The sequence below is a fragment of the Streptomyces virginiae genome, assembly GCF_000720455.1.
Lineage (GTDB): Bacteria > Actinomycetota > Actinomycetes > Streptomycetales > Streptomycetaceae > Streptomyces > Streptomyces virginiae.
In genome coordinates, this window is the sequence record NZ_JOAK01000058.1 from 1 (window position 1) to 12760 (window position 12760).

Genomic DNA, 12760 nt, shown 5'->3' on the forward strand with positions numbered 1-12760 from the left:
CATCAACATCGCGAAACACCTCCAGTTGGTTCAGGCAGGAACTGCCAATGCGCTTCAACGTGCTCCCGTTGTAACATGTCATCGAAACGATGACAAGCAGGATGTCACCTGATGGATGACACGGGTGGGATGATGCGTGTCGGACGACGAACCCTCGGAGGCCCCGTGAACGAGACTTCTCCCCCTGCCACACCGATCCGCGCCCCCGACGCCGCCGCGGCGCTGGAGGCCATCCGCCGGACGGTCGAGGACGCGCACCGCTCCTCCGCCGGCGCGGCCGGCGCGGCGGCGGCCGCGCCGGCGCAGGACCCGGGCCCGGAGCAGGCCCTGGCCGCGCTGCGGGTGCTCCGCGAGGTCCGGGAGCGGCTCACCGGCTGGGAGAGCGTCCTGATCGAAACGGCCCGCGATCGGGGCGCCAGCTGGGCCGAGCTCGCCGGGCCCCTCGGGGTGGCCAGCCGCCAGGCCGCCGAACGCCGCTCCCTGCGGCTGCGTCCCGGCGCCGCAGGGAGCACCGGTGAACAGCGCGTGCAGGCCACCCGTGATGCGCGGGCCGCCGACCGCAGCGTCACCGCCTGGGCCCGCGACAACGCAGCCGACCTGCGCCGCCTGGCGGGCCAGGTCACCTCGCTCACCGGCCTCCCCCTGGGCGCCGAAGAGGCCGTCGGCGAGCTCAACCTGGCCCTCGCCGGCGACGACGCCGCCCGCCTGGTCGCCCCGCTGGCCGGCACCCGGCCCCACCTGGGGCCCGGCGACGCCGAACTCGCCGACCGCATCGACGCCATGACCCGCCACACCGACCGGCTCCGCCAGGACAGCAACGACCAGCGCAACTCCTGAGCCCCGTACGCGCACGACCCTCGCCTGCGGGTCGCGACCCGAGGAGGGACCCCATGACCGAACACCCCGACCGGAAGGCCGGCGCGGAGCCCGTCGTCGAGATCGTCGGCCGTGTGGTCGCGGTCCGGCCCGCGGGCGAGATCGACATCGTCACCGCGCCGTTCCTGAGCCGCGCCCTCGCACGGGCCCTCGCCCACGTCGACGCCGCGCAGGCCGACCGCATCGTCACGGACTGCAGCCGCGTCACCTTCTGCGACTCCTCGGGGCTCAACGCGCTCCTCGCCGCGCGGCTCCGGGCGGTCGAGGCGGGCACCGCGATCCACCTGGCGGATCCGGCTCCCCAGCTCCAGCGCCTGCTGCAGATGACCGGCGCGGCGCCGCTCTTCCCGCGGGAGGACGGGCCCTCCGACGCGCCCGGCCCGCGTGCGGCCGGGCCGCACCCGCCGCCGCCGCGCTGACCCGTGCGCGGCCACCGGGCCTCCGCCCCTCCTGCCGGACCGGGCGGGGCCCGGCCGCGCCGGGTCAGGCGGTGGCCCGGTAGAGGGTGGTCCAGAAGTCGTGGACGAGCCGCGCCGAGTCCGGGGTGGACATCCCGACCTGGGTGAGCAGGATCCCGGTGATCCGGCCGGACGGGTCGGCGTAGGCGGTGGTGCCGGTGCCGCCGTCCCAGCCGAACTGGCCGAGGGGCGCGTAGTCGCCGCGGTCGGTGCGCACCGCCATCCCGAAGCCCCAGCCGCCGTGTTGGCCCTGGCCGGCCGCGAGGTGGGCGATGTTGCGGTACATGCCGGTCCGGGCGGCCTGCTGCTCGGGGGTGAGGCGGTTGGTGGTCATCAGCTCGACGGCGGGCCGGGACAGGATCCGCTCGGTGCCGTGCATGCCGTGGTCGAGCAGCATCCGGAAGAACTCCCCGGTCCGCGGGTCCGGTCCGTAGAGGGGCGGAAGCCGGTCGATCTTGTCGGCGGGCACGTGGAAGCCGGTGTCCTCCATGCCCAGCGGATCGAGGACGCGTTCGCGCAGGAACGTCTCCAGCGGCCGGCCCGTGACCCGGGAGACCAGGACGCCGAGCACCTCGTGGCTGAGGTCGTACTGCCAGCGCTGCCCGGGCTGGTACGACAGCGGCAGCTCGCCGAGGCGGCGCATCCACTCGTCCGGTTCGGGAGCCGGGCCGGATGCCACGCTGTAGTCGGTGCGCTCGAAAGTCGCCGCGCTGATCGGCGCGTGCAGCAGTTCGAAGTCCGTGCCCAGCCCGAACGTCGAGGTCAGCAGGTCCCGTACGGTGATCGGCCGGCGCGCGGGCACGGTGTCCTCCAGCGGGCCGTCGGGACGCTTGAGGACCCGCCGGTCGGCGAGTTCGGGCAGCCAGGGGTCCACCGGGTCGTCCAGCCGCAGCCTGCACTCGTCGAGCAGGACCATCGCCGCCGCCACGGTGACCGGCTTGGAGGTGGAGGCCATCCGGAAGATCGTGTCCCGGCTCATCGGCGCGCCACCGTCGTGGCGCATCGTCCCGATCGCCTCGACGTGCGTCTCCTCGCCGCGGCCGACCAGGGCGACCACACCGGGGATCTTCCCGGAGTCGACGTGCCGTGCCAGCACGTCGCGCAGGGTGCGCAGTCCTGCCGCGGTGAATCCGCTGTCGCCTGTCGCCATCGCCAATCTCCTTGCTCGCAGGTGTTTCGGGGCCCTGTCGGGCGGCCGTGCGCAGAGCGTGCATCCTTGACCCAGGGTCAATGTCAAGGCGAAGGTGGACCGTTGACCTGTTGACCTGTTGGTCCGTTGTGGAACGGGCGAGGGGGAGGTGTGCCGAGCCGATGGCCGATGGGCTCACGATCGGCCAGGCGGCCGCGTTCACCGGGGTCACGATCAAGACGGTGCGGCACTATCACCGGCTCGGCCTGGTGGCCGAGCCGCACCGCGACGGTTCCGGCTACCGGCGTTACCGGTCGGCCGACCTGTTCCGGCTGGTGCGGGTGCGGACCCTGGCCGCGGCCGGTGTGCCGCTGGCCGAGATCGGTGGGCTGCTCGACGCCGGGCCGCAGCGGTTCGCGGCCACCCTGGAGGACGTCCACCGTCGCCTCACCGAACAGATCGAGGACCTGACCGCGCGCCGGGACAGGCTGCACCGCCTCGACCACGGCGACCGGGCCCTGCTGCCCGACCGGGCCTGCACGGTCCTGGAGCGGCTCGCCGGTCTCGGGTTCGGCGCCGACTACGTGGCCGGGCAGCGGGAGGCCCTGGTACTGGCCCGGGCGGTGGTTCCGGAGATCTTCGACAGCTTCCTGACCCGGCTCGAACACTCGCTGGACGATCCGGAGTCCGTGGAGCTGACCAAGCGCGCCCTGGATGCGCGGGCGTGGGACCCGTACGACCCGCGGATCGAGGAACTGGCCCGCACGCTGGCCGACAAGCTGCTGGGCGACCGCGCGCTGCTGCAGATGCCGACCGGCTTGCGCAGCCGGTCCGACGCCGCCTCCCGGTACGGGCTGGTCAACCACCACCGGGAGGATCTGGCACCGTCCGTCGCCCGGTTGAACGCGCTGGTGGAGGCGCACCTGCGCGCAGCCGGCATCGACGTGCCGCGTCAGTGACGGGGCCCGGTGGGAGGTCCCGCGGGCGGGGGGCCGGGGGGTGCGGGATTCTCGAGGTGGGCCGCCGTGGGCCCGGTCCTGCGGAACGCGGGGGCCCGTACCCGGAGAGAGGTCTGATCATGCAGCTCACCGTCCTCGGCGCGACGGGCCCCATCGGCGGGCTGGTGCTCCTGCAGGCCCTCGCGGCCGGACACCGGGTCACCGCGCTGGTGCGTGACGTCTGCGCGCTGGGGCCGGGCAAGGACTACAGGTCCACTCTCGCCACCCGCACCGCCGGTCCCGTGCTGGAGGCCATGGCCGCGGCCGGCGTGAGGCGTCTGGTCTGGCTCTCGGCGCTCGGCTCGGGCGGCACCGTCCGGCGCCAGTCCCTCTTCCAGGCCGGGGCGTCGAGGCTGGTGATGGGCACGCTCATGGCGGACAAGGGCGTCGCCGGCAGCGACCGCGACTGGACCATCGCCCTGCCCGTGATGTTCGGCAACGGCCGGACGGTCCCGGGCGGCTACGAGACGATCCCGCCGGACGGGACCCGGGGACGGGTCGGCGGGAGGATCGGCCGCGCCGACGTCGCGGACTTCCTGCTCCGGGCCGCGACCGGCGGCCAACGGATCCGCCGGCGCGTCATCCTCACCCGCTGAACCGGCCGGCCCGGCCCCGGAGGGGTCCCGCTTCAGGGGGTTTCAGGGGCCGGGTTCGGGGTCGGGTTCGGGTTCGGGTCGGGGGTCGGGTTCGGGTTGGGCGTGGAGGATCGCGCGGGCCTGTTCCGCGGCGCGGGCGATGCTTTCGGAGACGAAGTCGGCGAAGCGGGCGATGTTCTCCAGGCGGGTGGCGGCCGGGGTGCGGGGGCCGAGGACGCCGACGCCCTCGCGGGCGATCTCGACGAGGTGGGCGGTGGCGCGGGCGCTGGCCATCATCGACTGGTACCAGACGTCGTTGTCGACGACGTAGCGCTCGCGGCGGCGTTCGTCGCGTTCCCGGCGGACCAGGCCCTGGCTGTCGAGGAAGGCGACCGCCTTGGAGATGGACGCCGGGCTGACCTGCAGGTGCCGGGCGAGTTCGGACGCGGTGAGGCTGCCGCTGTCGGTGAGGGTGAGGCAGGCCATGACCCGGGCCGTCATCTTGGGCATGCCCGAGGCCATCAGGACGGTGGTGAACGTCTCCTCGTACGCGTGCACGGCCTCGGCGTCGCGTCCGTGGGGCTGCGGGGACGCCTGCGGTCCGCGGGGGGCGGGCTGCCTGCGGCGCTGGGCGCGGTGTTCGGTGGCGCGGTGGGCCAGGTCGGCGCGGTAGGCGGTGGGGCCGCCGTTGCGCAGCACCTCGCGCGTGACGGTCGAGGTGGGGCGGTCCAGGCGTCTGGCGATCTCCGCGTAGGCGAGGCCGTCGGCCAGGCCCAGCGCGATCTGCTGGCGTTCGGGCTGGGTGAGCCTGCCTCCGGGCATCGCGTTCTCCTTCGTTCCTCTTCGGGTTGCGCCCCAGCTTAGCGTTCACCCTCACTTCATTGCAACGCATGAATGTCTGACGTTGCGTTAAGCGAGAGGATTGTTGCAACGATTTTGCGCATCTGACCTGCATTTATTGAAGTCGGACGCAATGAAGACGTTGAAGAGATTTGGAACGCAACGTAGCGTTCAGGTCATCAGAAACGACGAGCTCAAGGAGAGCACGATGCAGAAGTTCGACACCCCCGCCGCGATCGCCGCCGTCCTCGACATCCCCGCGGGACGCGTCCGGTTCATCGCCGCCGACCGCGCCGACACCGTCGTCGAGGTCCTCCCCGCGGACCCCTCCAGGGGCCGGGACGTGAAGGCCGCCGAGCAGACCACGGTCGTGTACGGCGACGGCGTCCTGCGGATCGAGGCCGCGCCGGCGAAGAACCGGGTCCTCGGCAGCTCCGGCTCCGTCGAGGTGACCGTCCAGCTGCCCGCCGGCTCCCGCGTCGAGGCGAAGACGGCCGCCGCGGAGTTCCGCGGCGTCGGACGGCTCGGGGAGGTCACCTTCGAGGGCGCGCAGGGGTCGGTCAAGCTCGACGAGACCGCGGGCGCCCGCCTCACCCTCCTCGCCGGCGACATCTCGGTCGGCCGCCTGGGCGGCCCCGCGGAGATCGGCACCCAGAAGGGCGACCTGCGCATCGCCGAGGCCGTGCGCGGCACGGTCGTCCTGCGCACCGAGGCCGGCGACATCTCGGTCGGCGCGGCCCGCGGGGTCAGCGCCAGCCTGGACGCCGGCACCTCCTACGGCCGGATCCACAACGCGCTCCACAGCACCGAGGGCGCCGCCGACCGGCTCGAGATCCGTGCGACCACCGCCTACGGCGACATCACCGCCCGCAGCCTCTGACCCGACCCGCAGCCCCGACCCGCAGCCCCGACCCCACGGCCCTGACCACAGCCTTTTCGAGGAGCAGCATCATGACGAACAGCACCCGCGAGACCACCGAGCCCCTCGGCGGCGTACCGGCGGCCCGGGCCCGGGCCGGTGCCGGGGCCGGGGCCGGGCAGGAGCGCCCGGAGCTGCAGAAGACCATCGAGGAGCTCGTCGCCTCCGGTTTCACCGGGATACAGCTGCGCGTGCACGACGAGCGAGGCGAGTGGGTCGGCACCGCCGGGGTGGCCGAGCTGGGCGGGAGCGCCAGGCCGCCGGCCGACGGACGGACCCGGATCGGCAGCGTCACCAAGACCTTCACCGCGACCCTGGTGCTGCGGCTGGTGGCCGGGGGCGGGCTCGGGCTGGAGGACCCGGTGGCCGACCACCTGCCCGACTTCGGGCTGGACCGGCGGATCACGGTCCGGATGCTGCTGCAGCACACCAGCGGGATCTTCAACTTCACCGGCGAGTACTTCGAGGACGGGACGGTCGCCCCGGGGATCGTCTGGCAGGGCCGGGAGTGGGTGGAGGGCCGGTTTCGGACCTACCGGCCGCAGGAGCTGGTGCGGCTGGCGCTGTCGAAGCCGGCCCGGTTCGAGCCGGGGACGGACTGGAGCTACTCCAACACCAACTACGTACTGGCCAGGCTGCTGATCGAGAAGGTCACCGGCCGCCCGCTGCCCGAGGCGATGCGGGAGCACGTCCTGCAGCCGCTGGGCCTGGCGGACACCCTGGTGCCGGAAACCGGGCAGGAGGTCCCCTCCCCGCACGCCCACGCCTACTACCGCTACGAGGAGGACGGCCGGAGCACCACCGTCGACGTCACCCGCCAGAACCCCTCCTGGATCTCCAGCGGCGGCGACATGATCTCCACCACCCGGGACCTGCACACCTTCGTCTCCGCACTGGTGGGCGGCCGGCTGCTGCCGGCCGAACTGCTCGCCGAGATGTGCACGCCGGAGACGAAGGCCGGCTACGGGCTGGGCGTGATGATCCAGGACACCGGCTGCGGCGGCACCGTCATCACCCACAACGGCGGCATCGCCGGCCACGCGGCGCTGATGTACGCCACACCCGACGGCGGCACGACCCTGACCGCCGCGCTGAACTACGTGGACGACCCCGCGATGTCCCTGGCCGAGGCGTTCCAGAAGGCGACGCAGCGCCTCGTCGCGGAGGTGTTCTGCCCGCCCGCCGGCTGAGCCGGGCGGCGGGGGCGCACACGAGAAGACGCCCCGGCCGGGAGATCCCGGCCGGGGCGTCTTCTTGGTGTGTGCTGGCTGCCCGCTGGCGGCTTAGTACCAGTGGTGGGTCTGCCAGAAGTTCCAGGCGCCGACGGGGCTGCCGTAGCGCTCGTTCATGTAGTCCAGGCCCCACTTGATCTGGGTGGCCGGGTTGGTCTTCCAGTCGGCGCCCGCGGAGGCCATCTTCGAGGCCGGCAGGGCCTGGACCAGGCCGTACGCGCCGGAGGAGGCGTTCGTGGCGGTGTGGTTCCAGCCGCTCTCGCGGGAAACGATGTTGTTGAAGGCCGCGAACTGCGCCGGGTCCTTGATCATCTGCTGGGCGATCGCCTTGGCGCTCGTCGGGGCCGCCTGGGCGGGAACCGTGGCGAGCATGGAACCGGCGACACCGAGGGCGACGACGGTGCCCGCGAGGGCCTTCTTGGAGGCGGCGATGCGGCGGATGACGGAGTTGGACACGGAGATACCTTCCACAGGGGACAAGGGCGGTCGCGGCATGCCTGGGGCATGCGTGAGCCACTCACGCGGTGGAGAGGGGTTCGTCGGCGGCGGGTGAGGACCCGTGCCGCCCGGCGACACATCCAGTTCTACCGACGCCCCACCGCCCTGGCAACGACCGCCATTACTAGGGGGCTTCGCAGTCGGGGACCGGCGGCCCCGGGGTCGGCGGGGCGGGATCCGCGCAGGTGGGAGCCGCATACGAGGGGTCGGTACGGGGCCTTTGCGGTCTACTATCCCGGTTCGTGTGTGACGTGAGTCCTATGGGGCGGCTCACCTCCAGGACCCCCGGATCTCACCCGGCGTCACCGCGCGTACCCCTTCGAGAGACCGGCCCGAATGTCCGAATTGCACCGGAATCTAAGGAGATAAGTGGGTCGGGGCGTGTCTTCCCCGGGGCCTGGCCCGGGGCGGGCGCGGGGGCCGGGGCGGGCGCGGGGGCCGGGGCGGGCGCGGGGGCCGGGTCAGCGGACGCGGGGGCCGGGTCAGCGGACGCGGCGGATACGGATCGGGCCGCGGGCCTTCGCCGGATCGACACGGCGGCCGCCCTGGGTGATCTCGACCTGTCCGGCGGCGACCAGCCGCCGGGCCGCGCGGCGGGCCGGTTCCATGAGCGCGCGCCAGCCGTCGCCGTCGCCTTCGTACACCGCCCGCGCGGCGTCGGAAGGACAGATCGTCGCGGTCGGGGCGCGGCGCTCCAGGAGTTCGAGGATGGCTCGCTCCAGCCGCCGGTCCGTCTGCCGGTCCTTCTCCCCGTCGGTGCCCGTCACGGCGCCAGTCTCGCACCGCCCACCACACCGCTCACCGCGCCGCGCCCCGCTCACCGCGCCGCTCCCCCGGGCCGTCGGCGGTCACCGGCCGGCCGGGGGCGGCGGCGGGGTCAGCGCATGCGGGGAAGGCGCAGGCTGAGCAGGGCGGTCAGGGCGATCAGGGCGAGCTGGACCAGCAGGGTGGCGGCGGCCGCCTCGCGCAGGCCGGCCGCCGCGGCCAGGGCGAGGAAGAGGCTGCCGAGGGCGGCGACGCCGAGGGCGAGGGAGGACTGCTGGGCGGTGATCATGACGCCGCTGCCCACCCCGGCACGGTCGGCGGGTACGTCCGAGAGCATCAGCCGCATCAGCACGGGCAGCTGCAGGCCCTGGCCCAGGCCCGCCAGGAACACACCGGGGGCCAGGGCCACCGCGCCGAGGGCGGGCCCGCCGTAGTGGAGGGTGGCCACCAGCACGGCGATGCCGGCGCCCTGGACGACGCCGCCGGCGGTGATCACGCGGCTGCCGAAGCGGGTGACCAGGCGCGGCCCGGCCAGGGAGGCACCGAAGAAGGCCAGGGCCATCGGCACCAGGGCCAGGCCCGCCGTCACCGGGCCCATGCCCAGGCCCTGCTGGAGGGTGACGGCGAGGATGAACATGAAGCCGCTGAAGCCGGCCGAGAAGGGCACCAGCAGGAACAGGCCGCGGCGCAGCGAGTCCAGGCGCAGCAGGCTCGGCGGGACCAGCGGGGTGCGGCCGGCGCGGTCGGCGCGGCGTTCGGTGAGGTAGAAGGCGCCTGCGGCGAGGGGGAAGGCGGCGAGGGAGAGCCAGGTCCACAGGGGCCAGCCGGCGGCGCGGCCTTCGGTGAGCGGCAGCAGGAGTGAGAGCAGGGAGAGGGCCAGGAGGGCGGTGCCGGGGACGTCGACGCCGGCGGGGCGGCCGGCGCGGGTGTCGGGGACGGTGCGCAGGGCGAGGAGGAGGGCGAGGAGTACGACGGGGACGTTGACGAGGAAGACGGCGCGCCAGCCGGTTCCGGCGAGGTCGGCGGCGACCAGGAGGCCGCCGAGGATCTGGCCGGTGACCATGGACAGGCCGGCGGTGGCGCCGTAGAGGCTCATGGCGCGGGCCCGGCGGGGGCCGGTGGTGGTGGCCTGGATGGTGGCGAGGACCTGCGGGAGCATGAGGGCGGAGGCCGCGCCCTGGGCGATGCGGGCGGCGACGAGGGTCCAGGCGTCCGGGGCGAGGCCGCAGGCGAGCGAGGTGACGCCGAAGGCGGCCATGCCGGCGAGGAAGAGGCGGCGGCGTCCGAGGCTGTCGCCGATACGGCCGCCGAGGACGAGCAGGGCGGCGTAGGCGACGCCGTATCCGCCGACGATCAGCTCCAGCAGGGCGGGGCCGGCGGCGAGGTCGTGCTCGATCGAGGGCAGTGCGACGTTGACGATGAAGAAGTCGATCAGGGGCAGGGCGGCGCCGAGCAGGACGGTGAACAGGCCGGGGCCGCTGAGGTGGGCGGCGGCGGGGCCGGCCGCGGTGGCGGTCGGTGCGGCGGGAGTGCGCAGGCGGGTGTCGGTCACCCTTCGACGATCACCCTGGTGGCAGGCGGGTACCAGAGTGTCCTTATCCGGGTACCAGGAGTACCTGGCAACAGGATCAGCGCTGCGGCAGGCTGGGCGTATGACGACCGTGGCCCCTGGAAGCGACGTGCGCCGGCACGAGCTGGCGGAGTTCCTGCGCAGCCGCCGTGAGCGGATCACCCCCGAGCGGGTGGGGCTGGTGCGCGGGCCGCGCCGGCGTACTCCGGGGCTGCGCCGTGAGGAGGTCGCGCACCTGTCGTCGGTGGGGGTGACCTGGTACACGTGGCTGGAGCAGGCGCGGGACATCCAGGTGTCGGGGCAGGTGCTGGACGCGGTGGCGCGGGCGCTGCTGCTGGACGTGAGCGAGCGGGCGCACCTGTTCGCGCTGGCCGGCAGCCAGGATCCGGCGCCGCCGGCGGAGTGCCCGAGTGTGACGCCCGCAGTGCGGGCGGTGCTGGACCAGCTGGGTCCCCTTCCGGCGTGCGTGCAGAACAGCCGGTACGACATCCTCGCCTACAACCCGGCGTACGGGCTGTTGTTGGGGGACATGGACGCGCTGGCGCCGCAGGACCGCAACTGCATGTGGCTGGCGTTCACCGATGAGCGGTGGCGGGCGGCCGTGGTGGATCTGCCGGCGACGCTGCGGTTGATGGCGGCGAAGTTCCGGGCGGCGATGGCCGGGCATCTGACGGAGCCGGCGTGGCAGGCGCTGCTGGCGCGGCTGGAGGGGACGTCGGCGGAGTTCCGGGAGGTGTGGGCGCGGCGCGAGGTGGTGGGGCAGAGCTCGAAGGCGAAGTACCTGCGCAACGCGCACGTGGGGCTGCTGCACGTGGAGCACACGACGTTGTGGCTGGGTCCGGGGACGGGTGCGCGGCTGGTGTCGTACGTGCCGCTGGACGGGCGGACGCGGGAGCGGCTGGAGGAGCTGGAGGAGCTGGCCGGCGCGCGGAACGGGGCACGGGACGGCGCGCGGGGCGGGATGCGGGACGGGGTTTGCGTGGAGGTCTGAGGCCCCTGCCTGAGGCGGTGTGCCCGGAGGGCGGGGATCCCCTTGGGGTTTTTGCCGTTTTCGGTCAACCACGGTGGGGTTTCTGGTCGTTTGCGGGCGGATGGTCCGGGGTGCGGGGCGGGGGCGCCCCAGGCTGGGGGCACGTGACCGAGACGCGCGGGGGGAAGCAGACCATGGCAGTACGTACGAGGATGCGCGGGGGCTGTGTCGTGGCGGGGGCCGCGGTGCTGGCCGTCGCGGCGGTGTCGGGCCCGGCCGCGGGCGCCGACCAGTGGCGGCCGCGGCCGGGGAGCCTGTACATCTCCGACCTGCCCGCGACCGAGTCGTGGCGGGCCGTGCCGATCGCGCGGGGGTGGGGCGGCTCCTACGACGCGTGCCTGGAGGGCTGGCCGGAAGGGCGGCCCGAAGTGAACGTGTGGCACCGGGATTTCACGACCGCGGAGACCGCCTTCGCCCAGCAGAAGGTGGTGGTCTTCGCCACCGAGGCCGAGGCGGTCGCGTTCGCGGAGGTGACCCGGCGCAACTACGCCGGCTGCGCGGACCGGCCGCAGCCGCCCGGGGTGACCGCGACCGGCTACGACCACGGGGTGGTGGACGTGGAGGAGGGAGCCACCCTCCAGGGCATGCACACCTTCAATGCGGACGCCCAGGAGCGCCCCCACTTCAACCATCTGTGGGGCGTGGGCCGCGACGGGGACACCGTCACGCTGGTCCTGTGGTCGAGCTACTGGGGCGAGCCGCCCGTGGCCGCGTGGAAGAAGACGCTGCGGACCGCGGTGAACAAGCTGCACTGAGGGGCCGGGTGCGGGCGTGTGTGCGTGGCGGGGCGGGTGGGCGGCGGTAGGGTGCGGCCGTGTCCGAGCAGCAGCGTGATCTCGTCGGGTACGGAGCCGAGCCGCCGCACGCCGCGTGGCCCGGCGGTGCCCGCCTCGCCGTCAGTCTCGTCCTGAACTACGAGGAGGGCGGGGAGCGGAACGTTCTGGAGGGCGACGCTGCCTCGGAGGGGTATCTCCACGAGATCGTCGGTGCGCCGGCCGTGGCGGGCGGGCGGGACCTGAATGCGGAGTCGATGTTCGCCTACGGTGCGCGTGCCGGTTTCTGGCGGATCCACCGTACGCTCGCGGCGCACGGTGCGCCGCTGACCGTCCATGCGGTGGGGCAGGCGCTGGAGCGCAACCCCGGCGCGGCGCGCGCGATGGGCGCCGCGGGCTGGGAGGTGGCGGGGCACGGCCGGCGCTGGATCGACTACCGGCATGTGCCCGAGGACGTCGAGCGGGCCGACATCGCGGATACGGCGGCGACGATCGCGCGGCTGGTGGGGCGCCGGCCGGTGGGCTGGTACACCGGCCGGACCAGCGCGAACACGCGGCGGCTGGTGGCCGGGGAGGGCGGTTTCCTCTATGACAGCGACGACTATTCGGATGATCTGCCGTTCTACGTCGAGACGGGCGGGCGGGCGCACCTGGTGGTGCCGTACAGCCTGGACGCGAACGACTTCAAGTTCCTGATCGTCCACGGCTTCACGACCGCGGACGACATGCTCGCCTACCTCGTCGACACCTTCGAGACGCTCCGTGCCGAGGGCGGGGAGCGGCCGCGGATGATGAGCGTCGGCATGCACTGCCGGATCATCGGGCGGCCGGGGCGCATCCGCGCGCTCGACGGTTTCCTCAGGCACGTGGCGCAGCGGGGCGGGGCGTGGGTCGCCACGCGGGAGGAGATCGCCCGGCACTGGCTGGCCACGCATCCGCCCGCGGGCTGATCGGCAGGCCGCCCTAGGAAGTGCGCGCGTGCCGGACCCCGCCGCGCGGGCGGGACTTTGCGGACACGACCTAAAGGGTGTTGCAGAAGGTCCGTCTCGGGCAGGGCTGAGTGGGCCGTTGACCTGCTGTTTCACCCAGTGAGGGCG

The 12760-nt window shown here is 73.7% G+C and carries 14 protein-coding genes; 9 read left to right on the forward strand and 5 right to left on the reverse strand.

Annotation, left to right across the window (positions count from 1 at the left end; translation table 11 throughout):
- Positions 1 to 132: 132 nt before the first annotated feature.
- Together IG86_RS0137285 and IG86_RS39530 are read left to right on the forward strand one after the other, a co-directional pair.
- Complete coding sequence (locus IG86_RS0137285) at positions 133 to 837, forward strand: HSP18 transcriptional regulator (RefSeq protein WP_385873669.1); 705 nt, start codon at positions 133 to 135, stop codon at positions 835 to 837.
- Positions 838 to 890: 53 nt separating this feature from the next.
- Positions 891 to 1295: an STAS domain-containing protein gene (locus IG86_RS39530; RefSeq protein WP_051785641.1), complete on the forward strand. Its 405-nt coding sequence runs from the start codon at positions 891 to 893 to the stop codon at positions 1293 to 1295.
- A 64-nt stretch (positions 1296 to 1359) separates the two neighbouring features.
- On the opposite strand, the gene IG86_RS0137295 is transcribed toward IG86_RS39530, so the two are convergent.
- The gene (locus tag IG86_RS0137295; RefSeq protein WP_030902866.1) at positions 1360 to 2484 is read right to left on the reverse strand and encodes a serine hydrolase domain-containing protein; all 1125 of its coding nucleotides are present in this window, start codon (positions 2482 to 2484) and stop codon (positions 1360 to 1362) included.
- Positions 2485 to 2645: 161 nt separating this feature from the next.
- Here IG86_RS0137295 and IG86_RS0137300 point away from each other — a divergent pair, with 161 nt between their 5' ends.
- Both IG86_RS0137300 and IG86_RS0137305 read left to right on the forward strand, forming a co-directional pair.
- The gene (locus IG86_RS0137300) at positions 2646 to 3422 is read left to right on the forward strand and encodes a MerR family transcriptional regulator (RefSeq protein ID WP_030833836.1); all 777 of its coding nucleotides are present in this window, start codon (positions 2646 to 2648) and stop codon (positions 3420 to 3422) included.
- A gap of 119 nt (positions 3423 to 3541) precedes the next feature.
- A complete protein-coding gene (locus IG86_RS0137305; RefSeq protein WP_030902869.1) occupies positions 3542 to 4057 on the forward strand; it encodes an NAD(P)-dependent oxidoreductase in 516 nt (171 codons plus the stop codon).
- Positions 4058 to 4099: 42 nt separating this feature from the next.
- Here the strand turns inward: IG86_RS0137305 and IG86_RS0137310 are convergent, their stop codons facing one another.
- Positions 4100 to 4858 carry a helix-turn-helix domain-containing protein gene (locus IG86_RS0137310; protein ID WP_030902872.1) on the reverse strand — a complete coding sequence of 253 codons (759 nt, stop codon included), beginning with the start codon at positions 4856 to 4858 and terminating at the stop codon, positions 4100 to 4102.
- Positions 4859 to 5084: 226 nt separating this feature from the next.
- Between IG86_RS0137310 and IG86_RS0137315 the strand changes: the two genes are divergently transcribed.
- Both IG86_RS0137315 and IG86_RS0137320 read left to right on the forward strand, forming a co-directional pair.
- Positions 5085 to 5756, forward strand: coding sequence for a DUF4097 family beta strand repeat-containing protein (locus IG86_RS0137315; protein ID WP_030902874.1), 672 nt, complete (start codon positions 5085 to 5087; stop codon positions 5754 to 5756).
- 71 nt (positions 5757 to 5827) lie between these two features.
- The gene (locus tag IG86_RS0137320) at positions 5828 to 6985 is read left to right on the forward strand and encodes a serine hydrolase domain-containing protein (protein WP_078906175.1); all 1158 of its coding nucleotides are present in this window, start codon (positions 5828 to 5830) and stop codon (positions 6983 to 6985) included.
- Between the two features lie 93 nt (positions 6986 to 7078).
- Here IG86_RS0137320 and IG86_RS0137325 read toward each other — a convergent pair whose 3' ends face one another.
- The 3 genes from IG86_RS0137325 to IG86_RS0137335 form a co-directional block, all read right to left on the reverse strand.
- Positions 7079 to 7483, reverse strand: a complete 405-nt coding sequence (locus IG86_RS0137325; protein WP_030663675.1) for an aggregation-promoting factor C-terminal-like domain-containing protein — start codon at positions 7481 to 7483, stop codon at positions 7079 to 7081.
- A 524-nt stretch (positions 7484 to 8007) separates the two neighbouring features.
- Positions 8008 to 8292 (reverse strand): DUF3253 domain-containing protein, encoded by a 285-nt coding sequence (locus IG86_RS0137330; protein WP_030902879.1) that lies wholly within the window; start codon positions 8290 to 8292, stop codon positions 8008 to 8010.
- Between the two features lie 110 nt (positions 8293 to 8402).
- Positions 8403 to 9827 (reverse strand): MFS transporter, encoded by a 1425-nt coding sequence (locus IG86_RS0137335; protein ID WP_045937525.1) that lies wholly within the window; start codon positions 9825 to 9827, stop codon positions 8403 to 8405.
- A 115-nt stretch (positions 9828 to 9942) separates the two neighbouring features.
- Between IG86_RS0137335 and IG86_RS42750 the strand changes: the two genes are divergently transcribed.
- The 3 genes from IG86_RS42750 to puuE all read left to right on the forward strand — a co-directional run bounded on the left by IG86_RS42750 (position 9943) and on the right by puuE (position 12613).
- Entirely contained in the window at positions 9943 to 10851 is a 909-nt protein-coding gene (locus IG86_RS42750) for a helix-turn-helix transcriptional regulator (protein WP_051785642.1), read from the forward strand.
- Between the two features lie 173 nt (positions 10852 to 11024).
- Positions 11025 to 11645, forward strand: coding sequence for a hypothetical protein (locus IG86_RS42755; protein WP_157854984.1), 621 nt, complete (start codon positions 11025 to 11027; stop codon positions 11643 to 11645).
- Positions 11646 to 11704: 59 nt separating this feature from the next.
- Positions 11705 to 12613 carry an allantoinase PuuE gene (gene puuE / locus IG86_RS0137350; RefSeq protein WP_030833808.1) on the forward strand — a complete coding sequence of 303 codons (909 nt, stop codon included), beginning with the start codon at positions 11705 to 11707 and terminating at the stop codon, positions 12611 to 12613.
- Positions 12614 to 12760 lie beyond the last annotated feature (147 nt).

What these genes read in the sequence shown, in the direction of transcription:
- IG86_RS0137285 (WP_385873669.1), top strand. Translation starts at nt 133, where the DNA reads ATGCGTGTCGGACGACGAACCCTCGGAGGCCCCGTGAACGAGACTTCT.
- IG86_RS39530 (WP_051785641.1), top strand. Translation starts at nt 891, where the DNA reads ATGACCGAACACCCCGACCGGAAGGCCGGCGCGGAGCCCGTCGTCGAG.
- IG86_RS0137295 (WP_030902866.1), bottom strand. Translation starts at nt 2,484, where the DNA reads ATGGCGACAGGCGACAGCGGATTCACCGCGGCAGGACTGCGCACCCTG.
- IG86_RS0137300 (WP_030833836.1), top strand. Translation starts at nt 2,646, where the DNA reads ATGGCCGATGGGCTCACGATCGGCCAGGCGGCCGCGTTCACCGGGGTC.
- IG86_RS0137305 (WP_030902869.1), top strand. Translation starts at nt 3,542, where the DNA reads ATGCAGCTCACCGTCCTCGGCGCGACGGGCCCCATCGGCGGGCTGGTG.
- IG86_RS0137310 (WP_030902872.1), bottom strand. Translation starts at nt 4,858, where the DNA reads ATGCCCGGAGGCAGGCTCACCCAGCCCGAACGCCAGCAGATCGCGCTG.
- IG86_RS0137315 (WP_030902874.1), top strand. Translation starts at nt 5,085, where the DNA reads ATGCAGAAGTTCGACACCCCCGCCGCGATCGCCGCCGTCCTCGACATC.
- IG86_RS0137320 (WP_078906175.1), top strand. Translation starts at nt 5,828, where the DNA reads ATGACGAACAGCACCCGCGAGACCACCGAGCCCCTCGGCGGCGTACCG.
- IG86_RS42750 (WP_051785642.1), top strand. Translation starts at nt 9,943, where the DNA reads ATGACGACCGTGGCCCCTGGAAGCGACGTGCGCCGGCACGAGCTGGCG.
- IG86_RS42755 (WP_157854984.1), top strand. Translation starts at nt 11,025, where the DNA reads ATGGCAGTACGTACGAGGATGCGCGGGGGCTGTGTCGTGGCGGGGGCC.